The organism is Pseudomonas agronomica (assembly GCF_025917275.1).
Lineage (GTDB): Bacteria > Pseudomonadota > Gammaproteobacteria > Pseudomonadales > Pseudomonadaceae > Aquipseudomonas > Aquipseudomonas agronomica.
Window position 1 is genome coordinate 1 of record NZ_JAOSHO010000007.1, and the last position, 18,935, is coordinate 18,935.

15 protein-coding genes are annotated in these 18,935 nt (G+C 60.3%); 11 read left to right on the forward strand and 4 right to left on the reverse strand.

Annotated elements, in window-relative coordinates:
- Positions 1-27: 27 nt before the first annotated feature.
- Positions 28-2,424 carry a PAS domain-containing sensor histidine kinase gene (locus OC610_RS01370; protein WP_264426184.1) on the reverse strand — a complete coding sequence of 799 codons (2,397 nt, stop codon included), beginning with the start codon at positions 2,422-2,424 and terminating at the stop codon, positions 28-30.
- Between the two features lie 74 nt (positions 2,425-2,498).
- Between OC610_RS01370 and OC610_RS01375 the strand changes: the two genes are divergently transcribed.
- Entirely contained in the window at positions 2,499-3,488 is a 990-nt protein-coding gene (locus tag OC610_RS01375; RefSeq protein ID WP_264426185.1) for an alpha/beta hydrolase family protein, read from the forward strand.
- Positions 3,489-3,554: 66 nt separating this feature from the next.
- Here OC610_RS01375 and OC610_RS01380 read toward each other — a convergent pair whose 3' ends face one another.
- From OC610_RS01380 to OC610_RS01390, 3 genes are read right to left on the reverse strand one after another with little or no spacing between them, the layout of a single operon-like run.
- A complete protein-coding gene (locus tag OC610_RS01380; RefSeq protein WP_264426186.1) occupies positions 3,555-4,322 on the reverse strand; it encodes a TerB family tellurite resistance protein in 768 nt (255 codons plus the stop codon).
- Between the two features lies 1 nt (position 4,323).
- Entirely contained in the window at positions 4,324-4,995 is a 672-nt protein-coding gene (gene murU / locus OC610_RS01385; RefSeq protein WP_264426187.1) for an N-acetylmuramate alpha-1-phosphate uridylyltransferase MurU, read from the reverse strand.
- The gene (locus tag OC610_RS01390; protein WP_264426188.1) at positions 4,992-6,017 is read right to left on the reverse strand and encodes an aminoglycoside phosphotransferase family protein; all 1,026 of its coding nucleotides are present in this window, start codon (positions 6,015-6,017) and stop codon (positions 4,992-4,994) included. Before OC610_RS01390 ends, murU begins: the two co-directional genes overlap by 4 nt.
- A gap of 130 nt (positions 6,018-6,147) precedes the next feature.
- On the opposite strand from OC610_RS01390, the gene OC610_RS01395 reads away from it, so the two are divergent.
- The 10 genes from OC610_RS01395 (at position 6,148) to OC610_RS01440 (ending at position 18,930) form a co-directional block, all read left to right on the forward strand.
- Positions 6,148-8,946 carry an LPS-assembly protein LptD gene (locus OC610_RS01395; RefSeq protein WP_264426189.1) on the forward strand — a complete coding sequence of 933 codons (2,799 nt, stop codon included), beginning with the start codon at positions 6,148-6,150 and terminating at the stop codon, positions 8,944-8,946.
- Positions 8,927-10,243: a peptidylprolyl isomerase SurA gene (surA, locus tag OC610_RS01400; RefSeq protein ID WP_264426190.1), complete on the forward strand. Its 1,317-nt coding sequence runs from the start codon at positions 8,927-8,929 to the stop codon at positions 10,241-10,243. Before OC610_RS01395 ends, surA begins: the two co-directional genes overlap by 20 nt.
- Positions 10,240-11,229: a 4-hydroxythreonine-4-phosphate dehydrogenase PdxA gene (gene pdxA / locus OC610_RS01405; RefSeq protein ID WP_264426191.1), complete on the forward strand. Its 990-nt coding sequence runs from the start codon at positions 10,240-10,242 to the stop codon at positions 11,227-11,229. Before surA ends, pdxA begins: the two co-directional genes overlap by 4 nt.
- Positions 11,226-12,044 carry a 16S rRNA (adenine(1518)-N(6)/adenine(1519)-N(6))-dimethyltransferase RsmA gene (gene rsmA, locus OC610_RS01410; protein WP_030139226.1) on the forward strand — a complete coding sequence of 273 codons (819 nt, stop codon included), beginning with the start codon at positions 11,226-11,228 and terminating at the stop codon, positions 12,042-12,044. The genes pdxA and rsmA overlap by 4 nt, the downstream gene beginning before the upstream one ends.
- 107 nt (positions 12,045-12,151) lie before the next feature.
- A complete protein-coding gene (gene apaG, locus OC610_RS01415) occupies positions 12,152-12,532 on the forward strand; it encodes a Co2+/Mg2+ efflux protein ApaG (RefSeq protein WP_030139227.1) in 381 nt (126 codons plus the stop codon).
- Positions 12,532-13,407, forward strand: a complete 876-nt coding sequence (locus OC610_RS01420; RefSeq protein ID WP_264426193.1) for a symmetrical bis(5'-nucleosyl)-tetraphosphatase — start codon at positions 12,532-12,534, stop codon at positions 13,405-13,407. The genes apaG and OC610_RS01420 overlap by 1 nt, the downstream gene beginning before the upstream one ends.
- 33 nt (positions 13,408-13,440) lie before the next feature.
- The gene (glpE, locus tag OC610_RS01425) at positions 13,441-13,770 is read left to right on the forward strand and encodes a thiosulfate sulfurtransferase GlpE (protein ID WP_264426194.1); all 330 of its coding nucleotides are present in this window, start codon (positions 13,441-13,443) and stop codon (positions 13,768-13,770) included.
- Positions 13,771-14,070: 300 nt separating this feature from the next.
- Positions 14,071-15,993 carry a PrkA family serine protein kinase gene (locus tag OC610_RS01430; protein WP_264426195.1) on the forward strand — a complete coding sequence of 641 codons (1,923 nt, stop codon included), beginning with the start codon at positions 14,071-14,073 and terminating at the stop codon, positions 15,991-15,993.
- Positions 15,994-16,096: 103 nt separating this feature from the next.
- Positions 16,097-17,368, forward strand: coding sequence for a YeaH/YhbH family protein (locus tag OC610_RS01435; RefSeq protein WP_030139231.1), 1,272 nt, complete (start codon positions 16,097-16,099; stop codon positions 17,366-17,368).
- Complete coding sequence (locus OC610_RS01440) at positions 17,365-18,930, forward strand: SpoVR family protein (protein WP_264426196.1); 1,566 nt, start codon at positions 17,365-17,367, stop codon at positions 18,928-18,930. The genes OC610_RS01435 and OC610_RS01440 overlap by 4 nt, the downstream gene beginning before the upstream one ends.
- Positions 18,931-18,935: the final 5 nt, after the last annotated feature.

Sequence of the window (18,935 nt, forward strand, 5' to 3'; positions counted from 1 at the left end):
GGCGCCAGCCCAGGCAATCCAAGACCATCAAGCCTCATGCAACGGCACGCGCACCGACAAGGTCGTGCCCTCCCCCGGCTCACTGTCGAGGGTCAACTGCCCGCCCATGATCAACACGCGCTCACGCATGCCAACCAGGCCAAAGGATGTTGGCCGTCCCGCGTCAGTGATAAATCCTACACCGTCGTCGCTGACTGTCAGACACAACTGGTCGTCTTCCCGCACCAGCGTCAATTCTACGGTATGCGCCTGGGCATGGCGCATCACATTGGTCAGCGCCTCCTGGAGAATCCGAAACAGGCCTATGGCTTTGGCGTCGCTCAAGGGCGGCAGGTTGTCAGGCACCTGCACCAGACAAGGGATCTGCGTACGCGCCTCGAAACGCCGGGCCTGCCATTCGATGGCCGAGGCGATACCCGCGTCCAGGATTGGCGGGCGCAGCGCCGTCGCTACGTCGCGCACCAGTTGGAACAGCTGGGCAATCAGGCGCTTCATGCTGTTGAGCCGTTCCTGCAGACCAGGATCGAGTTGTGCATAGGCCAATTCACACATGGAAGTTTCAAGCTTCAACACCGTCAGCATCTGGCCCAGTTCGTCGTGTACTTCCCGGGCGATGCGCGCCTTTTCTTCTTCCCGGACGCTTTCCAGGTGCGCCGACAGTTCGCGCAATTGCTCCCGGGAACTGGCCAGTTCCAGTTCGATGCGCTTGCTTTCGGTGATGTCCCAGACGATACCGTCCCAGACGTAGGCGCCGTCTTCGAGGCGGCGAGTAATCGCCTTGATCTCGGCCCAGCGCTCCAGGCCTTCGCGGGTCAGGATGCGGCCCTGCCAAGACCAATCGCTGTCGCTGTCCAGCGCCTGGTCCTGGGAGCGGTGATAGCCGGCCTTGTCTTCGGGGTGTACCAGGCTGCGCAGCCCGGTATCGCTGCGGGCCAGGGTTGCCGGGGAATAACCCACCAGGTTTTCGCTGCCTTCACTGATGTAGGCAAAATCGATTTGCCCGGTCACCGGTGCCCGCTCCAGGCGAAAGACCATTCCCGGAACGTTGGCGGCGATGCCTTGCAGCCGCGCCTCGCTCTCACGCAAAGCCGCCAGCGCCCGCCGACGCTCCGTCACGTCGTTGAGATAAACCACCAGGTATTCCGCCTCGCGAAAACGCAGGAAACTCAAGGAGACGTCGGCCGGCAGGATGCTTCCATCGGCACGCACGCACTCGGTCTCGAAACTCAGCGGCCCCTCCTCACTGGCACGGGCACGCTTCCACAGGTTCAGCCAACGGTCCATGTGCAGGCCCGGCTCGAAGTCGATCAGCGGCCGGTCGATGATCGCGCCCGGCGCGTAGCCGAGCATGGTTTCGGCAGCGCGGTTGGCGTAGCGCACATGGCTGTCCCAATTGACCCAGAGGATGCCGACAGTGCTCTGGTCGATGGAAAATTGGGTCAGGCGCAAGGCTTCTTCGCTGGCGGTGCGTTGGGCGATGTCTTCCCGCGCGGCACGCAGGCGACGCTCCACCGAGCGCTGCTGGCGGCGCTGCCAGAATACGATCGCCACGCTGCTGAGCAGCATCGCCAGCAGCAACAGCGTCAGGTTCTGCCAGAAGCCCGGGGTCTCGGTCAGGCGTGGATATTTGGGCTTGAGCCAGCGACTGTGCAGTTGCTCCAGTTCCTTGGCGGGGATGGCCTGCAAGGCGCTGTCAATGATATCGGCCAGTTGCGGCCAATCACGGCGCGTGGCGACCCGGAGCAATTGCGGCGAACCGATGTCGCCCACCACCGCCAGCTCGGCGAATTCGGGCTCGACCATCAGCCGTCCAAGCTGCGCCTCGTCGACCACCGCGTATCGGGCCTGCTGGGTCAGCAGCAGCTGCAAGGCTTCGCGCTCCATCGGCACGCCCTGCAGATTCAGCGCTGGATAATTGCTACGCAGGTAATCAGCCGTGGCACTGGGCATGCGTACCGCAACCCGGCTCTGGGTGTCGAGCTTCTCCAATTCCACGCCTTCGGCGCCTTTCTGCGCGCCGACGATCAGTTGCGGTACACGCATATAAGGGTCGGAAAATTGCCAGAGCCTGAGCCCCCCCGGGGTCTGGGTCAGGCCCGGCGCAACATCCACTTCGCCATCGCGCACCGCCTCTTCCAGTTGCGCGACGTCCTGAAAGTTGCGCCAGGTCAGTTCGACGTTCAACGCCTTGCCCAACCACTGCATCAACTCGACGCTGGTGCCGGACAAACGCTGCAAGCGCCGGTCGTATTGTGCGTACGGCGCCTGCAGCACCAGGCCGACCCGTAGCTGCGGATGCTCCGCCAACCACTGGCGCTGGACGCCATTGAGCTGCACGTCGTGGCTCTGCGGCGCGGGCGCGGCCCAGGCCATCAAGGGAAGCCATAAACAGCCGATAACCCACAGGCAGCAAAAACGCATCATCGAAGTCTCATGCACTGACAAATACTGACCAACCCATTAGGCTGCCGGAAATACTTCTGGTCATGGAATATCCGATGCCCTCTGTTTATCGCCTGGCGTTGCCAGCATTGTGCCTGTCGCTGATCCTGCCGAGTGCATTTTCTGTGCACGCCGGCGAACCAGCCCCCGCCGCTGCGGAACAACCCGCCGAAGAGAAACCGGCCGAACGTCAACCCTTGCTCGAGCGTAGCCAGGAAGAAGCGACGGCACTTGCACGAAAAGTCCCGTCCCAGGAACAACAACAGCTACAAACCGGCAGCGATACTTTTCTTGCCCTGTGGAAGCCAGCCAATACCAGCGATCCCAAGGGCGCGGTCATCATAATCCCCGGCGCTGGCGAAACAGCTGACTGGCCTCAAGCAATCGGCCCGTTGCGCAAAAAGTTGCCGGATGCCGAGTGGGGCAGCCTGAGTATCACGCTGCCGGACCTGCAAAGCGACGTCATCGCGCCTCGCACCGTGGAAACACCGCCCGAGACCAAACCGGCAGACGTGGCTGCCGCAGCACCGGACGCCACCGCCGCCGCGCCCATCGAGCAAGTGGCCGGGGGCGAAGCCGACGCAGCAGATCCCGCCATCGCCGAAACCGATGAAGAACACGCCAAGGCCGACGCCGAACGGATTTTTGCCCGCATCGACACGGCACTGGCCTACGCCGAACAGCAGAGCGCCCGCAGCATCGTGCTACTGGGCCACGGCACAGGTGCCTATTGGGCGGCGCGCTACCTCAGCGAAAAGCAGCCCGCGCAGATCGAACGCTTCGTGATGGTCGCAGCCCAGACGCCCGTCACCGCGACGCCGGGCCTGGCCGAACTGACGCCCACCCTGAAGCTGGCCACCGCCGACATCTTCTATATGGACAAGCCGCTGGATCGCAACGCGGCCCTCGAACGCCTGCAAGCGAGCAAGCGATTGAAAGGATCGAATTTCAGCCAGGTCGCCCTCAAGGCGCTGCCCAACGCAACGGCGGAGCAGGAGCAGTTGTTTCGGCGGGTTCGGGGTTGGTTGAATCCACAAACGGACTAACACTTCAAGTGAACCATTATTGTGGCGAGGGGATTTATCCCCTCGCCACAATTGCTCGGCGCTCGGCTAGCGGAAATCCCGCCGCTCGCGAATCAACCGATAGGCGTTGTGCAATTCCCGGGTCTTGTCAGTCGCTTCACGCACCTGCAACGGCGTCGCCCCGCTACCGGCGATCTTGTCCGGGTGATGACGGCTGAGCAGCCGACGGTAAGCCCGCTTGATCTGCGACGGTTCACTGGTGGCGGAAACGCCCAGCAGCCGCAACGCCTCCTGGTAAGTCACGCCGCTGCTGGGTCGCGACAGTTTCTGCGGTTCGTAATCGATCGCCAGCGCCTGGACCTGCTGCGGCGTCCAGCCCAGCCACTTGCCCCACTGGGCAAGCAACTCGCGCTCACTCGCACCTGCGCGACCATCGGCCCATACCATCCGCCAACACGCCCGTAGCACGCCTTCGGCCGCATGGGGCTGGAGGGCGAGGCGACGCAGATAACCGCGCAAGCGATCATGCTCGGACTTGCCCCGGTTGAACGCCGCGATGGCACGACGTTGCGCCGGCTCGCTCAGGTCGAGCGCGCGCATCTCCTGGCGAGCCTGCTGGATATGCCCATCCACCACGCGCCCATCGCTTTTCGCCAGGCGTCCGAGCAATACGAACAACAATTCATCGTTGCGCAACGCCGGACGACCACCCAGGCGTTCACGCACTTGCGCCCAACTGTGCAGGTCCAGGCGCCGATCCAGCGCCTGTCCCAGCAACGCACCGAGCATGGCCCCCGGGATGCTGGCTATGGCAAAGCCCGCTCCCGCTCCGATCAGAGTCCCTGGCCACCACATATCAACGGCTCGCTTCTATCAATGCTTCAACCTGCGCTAATCGTTCATGAGTCCCGACATCTATCCAATGCCCGTCCAGGCGTTCGCCGCTGACCTGTTCCAGGGCCATGGCCCGGCGCAGCAACGGCGCAAGCTTGAACGCGCCGTCAACGCAACCGTCGAACAGCCGCGGGTGCAGGACTGCGATTCCGCTATAGGTCAGTTTGTCGGCCGTCGGCGCGCCTTCATGAACCTTTCCGTCGGCCAGGATGAAATCGCCGCCGGGGTGATGCGCGGGATTGTCCACCAACACCAGATGGGCCATGCCGTCGAGCGGCCGGTGCAAGGTGCCAAAATCGAAGTCGGTCCAGATGTCGCCATTGACCACCATGAACGCCTCATCGCCCAACAGAGGTAACGCGCGGAAGATGCCGCCACCGGTTTCCAATGGCTCGCCTTCCGCCGAATAGACAATGCGCACGCCGAACCGCGAGCCGTCCCCCAGGTAATCCTCGATCTGTTGGCCGAGCCAGGCGTGATTGATCACGACCTCGCTGAAGCCGGCGGCAACCAGCGCTCGCAGGTGATATTCGATCAAGGGTACGCCGGCGACGCGGATCAACGGCTTGGGCGTGGTCAGCGTCAGGGGCCGCATGCGCTCGCCCTTGCCTGCCGCCAGGATCATCGCCTTCATGCGGTCACCCCAGCCGGCTGCCGCAGACTGCAAAGCAATTCATCGAGCGGCGCCAATTCAGGACGACGGGCGATGACTGCTTCTATATAGGCAAAGAAACGCGGCACATCACCCAGGTATCTCGGCTTGCCGTCGCGATGGCAAATACGCGCGAAGATGCCGATCACCTTCAGATGACGCTGTACGCCCATCAAATCGCTGGCGCGCAGGAAATCTTCGAAATCCGGCTGGACCGGAATGCCGAGGGCACCGGCTTCTTGCCAGTAATTTTCCAGCCAGACACGCACACGCTCCTCGGGCCAACTGAGGAAGGCATCCTTGAACAGGCAGGTCACGTCATAGGTGACCGGGCCATAGACCGCGTCCTGGAAGTCCAGCACGCCTGGGTTGGGCTCGCTGAGCATCAGGTTGCGCGGCATGTAGTCGCGGTGCACCAATACTTTCGGCTGGGCCAGGGCGCTGTTGATCAACAGGTCGGACGCCTGCTGCCAAAGTTGTTGCTGGGTCGCATCGAATTCGATGCCCAGCTCCCGCTTGACGTACCACTCCGGGAACAGCTCCAGCTCTCGGCGCAGCAACGCAACGTCATAGCTGGGCAGTGGCGCCACCATCGGCAGTTGCTGAAAAGCCAACAGGGCTTGCAAGGCATCGCGGAACAAATCGTCGGCATTTTCGCCATTGATCACGTCCAGATACGTCCGGTTGCCCAGATCATTGAGCAAAAGAAATCCGCGATCGAGGTCTTCAGCATATATTTTTGGCACGTTGATGCCGGATTTCGCCAGTAAAAATGCAATATCCACGAAGGGTTTGCAGTTTTCCTGGGGGGGTGGCGCGTCCATCACGATCAGGCTGCGACCCGCGCCTTCCCAACGGAAATACCGCCGGAAACTCGCGTCGCTGCTGGCCGCGGTCAATGTGGCCGGGGGCACGGCGCCCCAGCCTTGTTGGGAAAAAAGGATCGGGAGTTGCTCATCGAGCCAAACTTTCAGGTGTTGCAAGCGTACATCTTGGTCAGGCATTGCAAGGGTCTCCGACGGCCCTAGCCGTCAAGCGGGTCATGCTTTATTATCCAGCATCTTTTTCAGACCATCGAGAGGCGTGCGGCCCACACCGCGGGCAGATGGCACGCAGGAAGCCCGGACTAATAAGATGGCATTGAAATCCCCCGCGTTTCGTAAAAAATTTCCGTTGCTGGTCACCGGCAGTCTGCTGGCCCTGCAACCCTTGGCCTCTTCATTCGTCGTCGCGGCGCAGCAGTATGACTGCTCCGTCTCCGCTTCGGGTGCCTGGGACTGTTCCCCCAAGACACCGGCCGCTGCATTGCCGCCGCGCCCCGTGCATGAGGGCAGTGCCGTCGCGGACAGCGGTAGCACGCCGGCTGAGAGTGGTTCGGGCGAAGAAGCCGGCGAAAAGCCGATGCTCGTCACCGAAGCCAAGGGTCGCGGCCTGAAGTCGCGCAGTGCAGACTACAGTCACCTGGACTGGGTTCCCCGCGAGAACCTCACGCCCGCTCAATTGGCTGAAACCGGTCCCTACTGCGCTGGCGCGTATATCGAACCGACGCGCCCAGGCATGAACGACAAGACCGCCAAAAGCGACGCCCCGACCTTCCTCGGCGCCAAGGCCTCGCGTTACGAGCAGGAACAGCAAGTGGCGACCCTGGCCGGTGACGTGGTCATGCGCCAGGGCAGCATGCAGGTCGAAGCCGACGAGGCCAGCCTGTACCAGGCCGAGAACCGTGGCGAGCTGAATGGCAACGTACGGGTTCGCGACAACGGTGCGCTGATTGTTGGCGACCACGCCGATGTGCAGCTGGACACCGGCGAAGCCAAGGTCGACAACGCCGAATACGTGATGCACAAGTCGCGCATCCGCGGTAATGCGCTGTATGCCAAGCGCGCCGAGAACGCGATCATCCGTCTCAAGGACGGTACGTACACCACGTGCGAACCGAGCAGCAACGCCTGGACACTCAAGGGCAACAACATCACCTTGAACCCGGCCACCGGTTTCGGTACCGCAACCAACGTCACATTGCGGGTCAAGGACATTCCGATCCTGTACACCCCGTACATCTACTTCCCGATCGATGATCGTCGCCAGTCCGGCTTCCTGCCGCCGACCATTGGCAGCGGCAGCGATACCGGCTTCATGCTGGTGACCCCGTACTACTTCAACCTGGCGCCAAACTACGACGCCACGTTGTACCCGCGCTACATGGGCAAGCGCGGCCTGTTGATGGAAGGTGAGTTCCGTTACCTGACCAAGTCCAGTGAAGGTCAGTTCGGCGCCGCGTACCTCAACGATGAAGACGATGAGCGTAGTGGGCAGACCGACTACGACAAGACCCGCTATATGTACAACTGGCAGCACAAGGGCGGCCTCGACTCGCGCGTGCTGACGGAAGTCGACTACACCAAGATCAGCGATCCGTATTACTTCCAGGATCTCCAGACCGACCAGATCGGTGTGGAGTCGCGGGACTATGTAAACCAGCAAGGTGCCGTCAGCTATCGCGGTGACAACTACACCGCGCGGTTGAACGCCCAGGCTTACCAGATGGCGACGATTTCGAAGATCACGCCTTATAACCGCCTGCCTCAGATCACCTTCAACGGATCCCTGCCTGAACATCCGTATGGACTGGATTTCGCATACAAGACGGAGCTGGTGCGGTTTGAGCGTGATTTGCGGACCGGTCAGTACACCGACGAGGACGGTAACAGCGAGGACTTCCTCGATACTCGCGTTAGAGGCTTGGCACGAGCAAACGGCGACCGCATGAACCTGGCGCCAGTTGTCAGCCTGCCGATGACCGCAAGCTATGGCTATATCAAACCGTCGCTCAAGTACCAATACACTCAATACGATTTGGATCTGGATAGCACGGGTAAAGACCAGGTCGCTTTGCAAAACGCCGAAGCCGATCGCTTGCGCGGCACCTACAGCAGCAGCCAGAGCCGTGGCGTTCCGATCGCCAGCATCGACAGCGGCCTGTATTTCGACCGCGACACGCAATGGTTCGGCACCAACTACCGCCAGACCCTGGAGCCTCGCCTGTTCTATCTCTATGTACCGGAAAAGGACCAGAGCGATATCCCGGTGTTCGACACCAGCGAATCGACCTTCAGCTATTCCTCGCTGTTCCGGGATAACCGCTTCACCGGCTCCGACCGTGTCGGCGACGAGAACAAGCTGTCCCTGGGCGTGACCAGCCGCTGGATAGAAGAAAACGGTTTCGAGCGTCAACGCGTCAGCGTTGGCCAGGCCTTGTACTTCAAGGACCGCGAAGTCCAGCTGCCAGGCATCGACTTCAAGACACGCGAAGACGCCAAGTCCGACGTCTCCCCATATGCCTTGGAATACGAATATCGCTGGAACCGCGATTGGCGCACCACGGCAACATACAACTGGGACCCGGACACCCGCAGCCCTCGTTCGGGCAGCGCGATGTTCCATTACCAGCCGGAAGACAACCCGAACAAGGTCATCAACGCCGGTTACCGTTATCGCAACGACCAGGTCCGCTACGACGAGGCCACTGGCCAATGGCAAGTGGGCGGCGGCGACTACGGCCGGCCGGGCGATCCGAACTACGTGAAGGATTACTACAAGATCAAGCAGCACGACTTCTCGGTCATCTGGCCGATCGTGCCGCAGTGGAACGCCATCAGCCGCTGGCAGTATGACTACAACCGCAACCGTACTTTGGAAGCCTTTGGTGGTTTCGAATATGACAACTGCTGCTGGAAATTGCGCCTGATCAACCGTTACTGGGTCGACTATGAAGAATTCAGTCAGGCCGCCCCGGAAAACGAAAAGGGCGACCACGGCGTCTTCCTCCAAATTGTTCTGAAGGGACTCGGCGGCCTTACCGGCGCCAAGGTAGAGAGTTTCCTCGACAAAGGCATTCAAGGTTATCGTGAACGTGAAGACCAAGCTTTCTGATTGTCTGCGCCCGCTGATGCTGGGCGCGCTGTTCCTGGGTACTGCGGCCAACGCCGCGGTGCAATCCATCGACAAGGTCGTGGCCATCGTCGACAACGACGTGGTCATGCAAAGCCAACTGGACCAGCGTGTCCACGAAGTCCAGCAAACCATTGCCAAGCGTGGCGGTGGCATGCCGCCGCCGGGCGTGCTCGACCAGCAGGTGCTTGAGCGCCTGATCGTTGAAAACCTGCAATTGCAGATTGGGGAACGCTCCGGCATCCGCATCACCGATGAAGAGCTGAACCAGGCTGTCGGCACCATTGCCCAGCGCAACAACATGACCATCGATCAGTTCCGTGCCGCCCTGGCTCGTGATGGCCTGTCTTTTGACGACGCCCGCGACCAGATCCGCCGCGAGATGGTCATCAGCCGTGTACGTCAGCGTCGTGTCGCCGAACGCATCCAGGTGTCCGAGCAGGAAGTGAAGAACTTCCTCGCTTCCGACCTGGGCAAGATGCAGTTGTCCGAAGAGCTGCACCTGGCAAACATCCTGATCCCCACTCCGGAAAGCGCCAACTCCGAAGCGATCCAGAGTGCTTATCGCCAGGCGATGGACGTTTACCAGCAACTCAAGCAAGGCGCTGACTTTGGCCAGATGGCCGTGGCGCGCTCCGCCAGTGAGAACGCCCTGGAAGGCGGCGACATGGGCTGGCGCAAAGCCGCTCAACTGCCTCCTCCGTTCGATCGCGAACTCAGCTCCATGGCCGTGGGTGACATCACCCAGCCTGCCCGTACACCGGGTGGCTTCATCATCTTGAAGCTGTTGGAAAAACGCGGTGGCGGTACCCAGGTGCGCGACGAAGTACACGTTCGTCACATCCTGATCAAGCCAAGTGAAATCCGCAGCGAAGCCGAAACCAAGCGCCTGGCCGAGAAGCTTTACGAGCGGATCACTTCTGGCGAAGATTTCGCCGAGCTGGCCAAGAGTTTCTCGGAAGACCCGGGTTCAGCCCTGCACGGCGGCGACCTGAATTGGGTCGACCCGAATGCGCTGGTTCCCGAGTTCCGCCAGGTCATGGCCGAAACACCGCAGGGCCAACTGTCCAAGCCGTTCAAGAGCCCTTATGGCTGGCACGTACTGGAAGTCCTTGGCCGCCGCGCCACCGACAGCACTACCCAGGCGCGCGAACAGCAAGCCATGACGGTGTTGCGTAACCGCAAATATGACGAAGAGTTGCAAACCTGGCTGCGTCAGATTCGCGACGAAGCCTATGTCGAGATCAAACTCCCTGGCGCAGACCAGGCAGCGCAGTGAAACCCAAGCGTTTCGCGCTGACCCCCGGCGAGCCAGCAGGCATTGGTCCCGACCTGTGCCTGCTGCTCGCCTCGCAAGCCCAGCCGCACCCCCTGATTGCCATTACCAGCCGCGACCTGCTCCTTGAGCGGGCCGCGCAGTTGGGAGTGGCGGTCGACCTGCTATCGGTCACACCGGATGCCTGGCCGGATTCTCCGGCGCCGGCCGGCAGCCTGTACGTGTGGGATACCCCTTTGGGCGCCCCGGTAGTAACGGGCCAGCTGGACACCGCCAATGCCGCGTTCGTCTTGGAAACCCTGACCCGCGCAGGCCAGGGCTGCCTGGACGGAGCCTTCGCTGGGATGATCACCGCCCCGGTGCACAAGGGCGTGATCAACGAATCCGGCATACCGTTTTCCGGTCACACGGAATTCCTGGCCGACCTGACCCAGACCGCGCAAGTGGTAATGATGCTCGCCACCCGAGGCCTTCGCGTGGCGCTGGTCACCACTCACCTGCCCCTGAGGGACATCGCCGACGCAGTAACACCGCAACGCCTGGAACGGGTCACGCGGATACTGCACGCCGACCTCCGGGAAAAGTTCGGCATCGCCCAGCCTCGTATCCTGGTGTGTGGGCTGAACCCCCATGCAGGCGAAGGCGGACACCTGGGCCGCGAAGAAATCGACATCATCGAACCCACATTGGAACGCTTGCGCAGCGAGGGCATGGATTTGCATGGCCCGCTGCCTGCCGACACTCTGTTCACCCCCAAATATCTGGAGCACTGCGACGCGGTGCTGGCGATGTACCATGACCAAGGCCTGCCCGTGCTGAAGTACAAAGGCTTCGGCGCGGCGGTCAACGTGACCCTGGGCCTGCCCATCATCCGCACGTCCGTGGACCATGGCACTGCCTTGGACCTGGCCGGCAGCGGCAAGATCGACACCGGCAGCCTGCAAGTCGCGCTGGAAACCGCCTACCAGATGGCCGAGACCCATTTATGACCGAGCAATACCAACACCGCGCGCGCAAGCGCTTCGGCCAGAACTTCCTGCATGACGCTGGCGTGATCGACCGCATCCTGCGTTCCATCAATGCCAAGGTCGATGACCGCCTCCTCGAGATCGGGCCGGGCCAAGGCGCCCTGACCGAAGGTCTGCTCGGCAGCGGTGCGCAGCTGGACGTGGTGGAACTGGACAAGGACCTCGTCCCGATCCTCAACCAGCAATTCGCCAGCAAGAGCAACTTCAACCTGCACCAAGGCGACGCGCTGAAATTCGACTTCAACAGCCTGAACGCCGCGCCGGGCAGCCTTCGAGTCGTGGGCAACCTGCCATACAACATCTCCACGCCGCTGATTTTTCACCTGCTGAACAATGCCAGCCTGATCCGCGACATGCACTTCATGCTGCAGAAGGAAGTGGTCGAGCGCCTCGCCGCCGGTCCTGGCGGCGGCGATTGGGGGCGTTTGTCGATCATGGTCCAGTACCACTGCCGCGTGGATCATCTGTTCAACGTGGGGCCTGGCGCGTTCAACCCACCACCGAAAGTCGACTCCGCCATCGTCCGGCTTGTCCCCCACGCGGTCCTGCCACATCCGGCAAAGGATCATCGCTTGCTGGAACGCGTCGTGCGCGAAGCCTTCAACCAGCGTCGCAAAACCCTGCGCAACACCTTGAAGCTGTTGCTCAGCAGCGCCGAAATCGAAGCCGCCGGCGTCGATGGCAGCCTGCGTCCCGAGCAGTTGGACCTGGCGGCTTTCGTGCGCCTGGCCGACAAGCTCAGCGAACAAGTCACGCCCACGACGGCTGCCAACTAACAGGCCATGACCGCTATCGGGCAGTACGCCGGTCTGGTTTACTACCCGATACGTGGCCTAGACTAACCTCTTGAGTCATGTCCGCGTCCCGCTTAAGGCCTTTTTGCATGTCCGATCCTCGTTATCAGGTCGACGTCAGCGTCGCCACCCGCTTTCTGGCAGAACAGTCGCAACCCGAACACAACCGTTTCGCTTTCGCCTATACCATCACGGTGCGCAACAACGGCTCTTTGCCGGCCAGGCTATTGTCGCGACACTGGGTCATCACCGATGGCGACGGACACGTCGAGGAAGTCCGCGGCGAGGGCGTGGTCGGCCAGCAACCGTTGATCGACGCAGGTAAAAGCCACAGCTATAGCAGCGGCACCGTGATGACTACCCAAGTCGGCACCATGCAGGGCACCTACCAGATGCTGGCCGAAGACGGCAAACGCTTCGACGCCATCATCAAGCCCTTTCGCCTGGCGGTGCCCGGAGCGCTGCACTGATGGCCACGTATGCGGTGGGCGACCTGCAAGGCTGCCTGGACCCGCTCAAGTGCCTGCTGGAACGGGTAGCGTTTGATCCACAAAAAGACACGCTGTGGCTGGTGGGCGACCTGGTCAACCGCGGCCCGCAATCACTCGAAACCCTTCGCTTTCTCCATGGCATCCGCGATTCGCTGGTCTGCGTGCTCGGCAACCACGACCTGCACTTGCTGGCGGCTTGGCAGAACATCGAGCGCCTGAAAAAATCCGATACCTTGAAGGAGATCCTGGACGCGCCTGATTGCGTCGAGCTGCTCGAATGGCTGCGCCAGCAAAAGCTCATGCATTACGACGAGACGCGCAACCTTGCACTGGTACATGCTGGCATTCCGCCCCAATGGTCCCTGCGCAAGGCACTCAAGTGCGCCGGCGAAGTGGAGCAGGCGCTACGGGACGACAACCTGTTCGGCCCCTACCTGGACGGCATGTACGGTAACGAACCGGTCAAATGGGACAATGACCTGACCGGCGTGGCCCGCCTTCGGGTCATTACCAACTATTTCACCCGCATGCGTTTCTGCACACGCGACGGCAAGCTGGATCTCAAGGGCAAGGAAGGCATCGAGACCGCCCCACCCGGTTATGCGCCATGGTTCAAGCACAAGGAACGCAAGACACGTAACCTGAAGATCATTTTTGGTCATTGGGCGGCCCTTGAAGGTCAAAGCGACGAGCCCGGGGTCTTTGCCCTCGATACCGGCTGCGTATGGGGCAGCGCGTTGACGCTGATGAACGTCGACACCGGCGAACTGCTGCGCTGCGATTGCGACGAGAAAGGCCGCCCCAAACCACATCCATCGACCACCGCATCATTGCCGGCCGGCACTGCCCTTTGATCGGCTTTGCGCTTCAGGCCACAGGAGTCCTAAATGACCGAATTCAAACGCATCCCTCCCGAACAGGCCCACGCCCTGCATGAACAAGGCGCCGTCGTCGTCGATGTGCGCGACCCCGCCACTTTCGCAGCTTTGCACATCAGTGGCTCCAAGCATCTGGATAATCATTCCCTTCATGCTTTCATCCAGGCCGCTGATCTCGATGCGCCTACCATCGTGGTCTGCTACCACGGCAACTCCAGCCAGAGTGCGGCGGCCTACTTGATCAGCCAGGGCTTCAGTGACGTCTACAGCCTGGACGGTGGTTTTGAGCTGTGGCGCTCGACTTACCCTGGAGAAACCGAGCAAGGCTCCCACGAATAATTTTTTATGCCGTCCAAGCCCACGCGAACCGCGGGCTTGGGCGATGGCAGACGAACGGTCTGCCATAACTAATTACGTATTCCACCTTTACCTCTCAGATTCCGAACTATCCTTAGCCTCAGGCCATCCAAAACAGGGGAGAGCCGGTACACCGGCGCGCGGGTCATCGGGAGTCAGCTTCCAGGAGTCGATATTCCTGGAAGCATTCTGGGGGGTAAAACGGCAACTGGGTTCCCAGCGGCTGTCCAGCATCGACTGATTGATCCGACACCGGCTCCACGTATCGAGCGAGGTGACGTCATGAGTATTTTTAGCCACTTCCAGCAACGTTTCGAGTCCACGCGGCAGGAGGAGTACTCGCTGCAGGAATACCTCGAACTCTGCAAGCAGGACCGCAGTGCCTACGCATCGGCCGCGGAGCGTCTGTTGCTGGCCATCGGAGAACCGGAGCTGTTGGATACCTCGACCAACTCGAGGCTCTCGCGGATATTCTCCAACAAAGTGATCCGCCGCTACCCGGCGTTTGCCGACTTCCACGGGATGGAAGAATGCATCGAGCAGATCGTGTCCTACTTCCGCCATGCCGCCCAGGGCCTGGAGGAGAAGAAGCAAATCCTCTACCTGCTCGGCCCCGTCGGCGGCGGTAAATCGTCCCTGGCCGAGAAGCTCAAGCAACTGATGGAGAAAGTGCCTTTTTACGCCATCAAGGGATCGCCGGTGTTCGAGTCCCCGCTGGGGCTGTTCAACGCCACCGAAGACGGCGCAATTCTGGAGGAAGACTTCGGCATTCCGCGCCGCTACCTCAATACCATCATGTCGCCTTGGGCCACCAAGCGCCTGGCCGAGTTCGGCGGTGACATCAGCCAGTTCCGGGTGGTCAAGCTCTACCCATCGATCCTCAACCAGATCGCGGTGGCCAAGACCGAGCCTGGGGACGAAAACAACCAGGACATTTCCGCCCTGGTGGGCAAGGTCGATATTCGCAAGCTGGAGGAATTCCCACAGAACGACGCCGACGCCTACAGCTATTCAGGCGCACTGTGCCGAGCCAACCAGGGACTGATGGAATTCGTCGAGATGTTCAAGGCGCCCATCAAGGTGCTCCACCCGTTGCTGACCGCCACCCAGGAAGGTAACTACAACAGCACCGAGGGGCTGGGGGCGATTCCGTTCAGCGGTATCCTGCTGGCGCACTCCAACGAATCGGAATGGCATACCTTCCGCAACAACAAGAACAACGAAGCCTTCATCGACCGGATCTACATCGTCAAGGTGCCTTACTGCCTGCGAGTGACCGACGAGGTGAAGATCTACGACAAGCTGCTGTTCAACAGCTCGCTGTCCAAGGCCCATTGCGCACCCGACACGCTGAAGATGCTGGCTCAGTTCACCGTGCTGTCGCGCCTCAAGGAGCCAGAAAACTCCAATATTTACTCGAAGATGCGGGTCTATGACGGCGAAAACCTCAAGGACACCGATCCGAAGGCCAAGTCGATCCAGGAATACCGCGACAACGCGGGCGTGGACGAAGGGATGAACGGCCTGTCCACCCGTTTCGCGTTCAAGATCCTGTCCAAGGTCTTTAACTTCGACCCCCATGAGATTGCCGCCAACCCGGTCCACCTGTTGTATGTGCTCGAACAGCAGATCGAGCAGGAACAATTCCAGGCCGAAACCCGTGAGCGGTACCTGCGCTTCCTCAAGGAATACCTGGCGCCCCGCTACATCGAGTTCATCGGCAAGGAAATCCAGACCGCCTATCTGGAGTCCTACAGCGAATATGGCCAGAACATCTTCGATCGCTACGTGTTGTACGCAGATTTCTGGATCCAGGACCAGGAATATCGCGATCCGGAGACCGGCGAAATCCTCAACCGCGTGGCGCTCAACGAGGAACTGGAAAAGATCGAGAAACCGGCGGGCATCAGCAATCCGAAGGATTTCCGCAACGAGATCGTCAACTTCGTCCTGCGCGCCCGGGCCAACAACAACGGCAAGAACCCTACGTGGCTCAGCTACGAGAAGCTGCGGGTGGTCATCGAGAAAAAAATGTTCTCCAACACCGAAGATCTGCTGCCCGTCATCAGCTTCAACGCCAAGGCCAGCAAGGAGGACCAGCAAAAACACAACGACTTCGTCACACGCATGGTCGAACGTGGCTACACCGACAAACAGGTACGGCTGCTGTCCGAGTGGTACCTGCGGGTCCGGAAATCGCAGTAGTACAGCGACAAGCTACAAGCTATAAGCTGCAAGAGAAAAGCGCGTGAGCCTGCTTTTGCTTGCAGCTTGTAGCTCACGACTTGAAGCTCCCCCGGAGGGGCCTATGAGCTATGTGATCGACCGACGCCTTAATGGCAAGAACAAAAGCACGGTGAACCGCCAGCGCTTTTTGCGGCGTTACCGTGATCACATCAAGAAAGCCGTCGAAGAGGCGGTCAGCCGTCGCTCCATTACCGACATGGAACACGGCGAACAGATCAGCATCCCCGGGCGCGACATAGACGAGCCGGTGCTTCACCATGGCCGCGGCGGCAAACAGACCGTCGTGCATCCCGGGAACAAGGAATTCACCAGTGGCGAACACATCCCTCGCCCACCGGGTGGAGGCGGTGGCAAAGGCCCTGGCAAGGCTGGCAATTCCGGCGAAGGCATGGACGAGTTCGTGTTCCAGATCACCCAGGAAGAATTCCTGGAGTTCATGTTCGAGGACCTGGAACTGCCGAACCTGGTCAAGCGCAACCTGACCGGCACCGACACCTTCAAGACCGTGCGCGCCGGTATCAGCAACGAGGGCAATCCCTCGCGCATCAATATCATCCGCACCCTGCGCTCAGCCCACGCCCGACGCATCGCCCTGTCGGGTAGCAGCCGGGCGAAACTGCGCGAAGCCAAGGAAGAACTGGCCCGCCTCAAGCGCGAGGAACCGGACAATTTTGGCGACATTCAGGACCTGGAAGCGGAGATCGAGAAACTCAGCGCGCGCATTCACCGCGTGCCGTTCCTGGATACCTTCGACCTCAAGTACAACCTCTTGGTAAAACAACCAAACCCCAGTTCCAAGGCGGTGATGTTCTGCCTGATGGACGTGTCGGGTTCCATGACCCAGGCGACCAAGGACATCGCCAAGCGCTTCTTCATCCTGTTGTACCTGTTCCTGAAACGCAATTACGACAAGATCGACGTGGTATTCATCCGGCACCACACCAGCGCCCGGGAAGTCGACGAAGAGGAGTTCTTCTATTCCCGGGAAACCGGCGGCACCATCGTTTCCAGTGCCTTGAAACTGATGCAGGAAATCATGGCCGCACGTTATCCAGCCAATGAGTGGAATATCTACGCGGCGCAGGCGTCCGACGGTGATAACTGGAACGACGATTCGCCCATCTGCCGTGACATCCTGATCAACCAGATCATGCCGTTCGTCCAGTACTACACCTATGTGGAAATCACGCCGCGGGAACATCAAGCCCTGTGGTATGAATACGAACGCATCGCCGAAGCTTTTTCCGACACGTTTGCGCAACAGCAACTGGTCTCGGCCGGGGATATCTACCCGGTCTTCCGTGAACTCTTCCAGCGCAGGTTAGTGACATGACCGCCAAAAAAGAGCAGAAGCGCCAGCCCATCTCAACCGGTTCCGAATGGACATTCGAACTGATCCAGGCCTACGACCGCGAAATCAGCCGTATCGCGGACCGTTATGCCCTGGACACCTACCCGAACCAGATCGAAGTGATCACTGCCGAGCAGATGATGGACGCCTACGCGTCGGTCGGCATGCCGCTGGGCTATCACCACTGGTCCTACGGCAAGCACTTTCTCAGTACGGAAAAATCCTATAGCCGAGGCCAGATGGGGTTGGCCTACGAAATCGTGATCAACTCCGACCCGTGCATTGCCTACCTGATGGAAGAAAACACCATCTGCATGCAAGCCTTGGTGGTGGCGCATGCGTGCTATGGGCACAACAGTTTCTTCAAGGGCAACTACCTGTTCCGTACGTGGACCGATGCCAGCTCGATCATCGATTACCTGGTATTTGCCAAGCAGTACATCATGCAGTGCGAAGAGCGCCACGGCATCGACGCGGTGGAGGACTTGCTGGACTCCTGCCATGCCTTGATGAACTACGGCGTGGACCGCTACAAGCGCCCCTACCCTATTTCCGCTGAAGAGGAACGGCGCAGACAGAAAGACCGGGAAGAACATCTGCAGAAGCAAATCAACGACCTCTGGCGGACCATCCCCAAGGGCGCCGACAAGTACAGCGAGAAGGACAACGCACGCTTCCCTGCCGAGCCCCAGGAAAACATCCTCTACTTCATTGAAAAGCATGCGCCGCTGCTGGAGCCTTGGCAGCGGGAAATCGTGCGGATCGTGCGCAAGATCGCCCAGTATTTTTATCCGCAGCGCCAGACCCAGGTGATGAACGAGGGTTGGGCGACGTTCTGGCACTACACGCTGATGAACGACCTCTATGACGAGGGCCTGGTCACCGATGGCTTCATGATGGAGTTCCTCACATCCCACACCAGCGTGGTGTTCCAACCTGGTTTCGACAGCCCCTATTACAGTGGCATCAACCCATACGCGCTGGGCTTTGCGATGTACCGCGACATTCGGCGGATGTGTGAAAACCCAACCGACGAGGATCGTCGCTGGTTTCCTGAGCTGGCCGGGTCGGATTGGTTATCCACCATCAAATTCGCGATGAGCAGTTTCAAGGATGAGAGCTTCATCCTGCAGTACCTTTCGCCCAAGGTGATTCGCGACCTGAAGCTATTCAGCATCCTTGACGATGATCAGAAGGACGATCTGCTGGTACCCGCAATCCATGATGAAAGCGGTTATCGCATCATCCGTGAAACCCTGGCGGCGCAGTACAACCTGGGCAATCGCGAACCCAACGTACAGATCTACAGCATCGACCGCCGTGGGGATCGCTCGCTGACGCTCCGTCATCAACAGCACAATCGCAAGCCGCTGGGCGATTCAACCGATGAAGTCCTCAAGCACCTGCATCGCCTCTGGGGATTCGATATCCACCTCGAAACCCTGCAAGGCGAGCAAGTGATGAAAACCCATCATGTCCCCCCGCGAAACGAACAAGCCGAAGGAGACTATGGCCGCCTGGACTTGGCCGTCATACATCTTTGATACCG

Bases quoted from the DNA above. Each gene is read 5' to 3' on its own strand.
- OC610_RS01370 (WP_264426184.1), bottom strand. From the start codon at position 2,424: ATGATGCGTTTTTGCTGCCTGTGGGTTATCGGCTGTTTATGGCTTCCC.
- OC610_RS01375 (WP_264426185.1), top strand. From the start codon at position 2,499: ATGCCCTCTGTTTATCGCCTGGCGTTGCCAGCATTGTGCCTGTCGCTG.
- OC610_RS01380 (WP_264426186.1), bottom strand. From the start codon at position 4,322: ATGTGGTGGCCAGGGACTCTGATCGGAGCGGGAGCGGGCTTTGCCATA.
- murU (WP_264426187.1), bottom strand. From the start codon at position 4,995: ATGAAGGCGATGATCCTGGCGGCAGGCAAGGGCGAGCGCATGCGGCCC.
- OC610_RS01390 (WP_264426188.1), bottom strand. From the start codon at position 6,017: ATGCCTGACCAAGATGTACGCTTGCAACACCTGAAAGTTTGGCTCGAT.
- OC610_RS01395 (WP_264426189.1), top strand. From the start codon at position 6,148: ATGGCATTGAAATCCCCCGCGTTTCGTAAAAAATTTCCGTTGCTGGTC.
- rsmA (WP_030139226.1), top strand. From the start codon at position 11,226: ATGACCGAGCAATACCAACACCGCGCGCGCAAGCGCTTCGGCCAGAAC.
- apaG (WP_030139227.1), top strand. From the start codon at position 12,152: ATGTCCGATCCTCGTTATCAGGTCGACGTCAGCGTCGCCACCCGCTTT.
- OC610_RS01420 (WP_264426193.1), top strand. From the start codon at position 12,532: ATGGCCACGTATGCGGTGGGCGACCTGCAAGGCTGCCTGGACCCGCTC.
- glpE (WP_264426194.1), top strand. From the start codon at position 13,441: ATGACCGAATTCAAACGCATCCCTCCCGAACAGGCCCACGCCCTGCAT.
- OC610_RS01430 (WP_264426195.1), top strand. From the start codon at position 14,071: ATGAGTATTTTTAGCCACTTCCAGCAACGTTTCGAGTCCACGCGGCAG.
- OC610_RS01435 (WP_030139231.1), top strand. From the start codon at position 16,097: ATGAGCTATGTGATCGACCGACGCCTTAATGGCAAGAACAAAAGCACG.
- OC610_RS01440 (WP_264426196.1), top strand. From the start codon at position 17,365: ATGACCGCCAAAAAAGAGCAGAAGCGCCAGCCCATCTCAACCGGTTCC.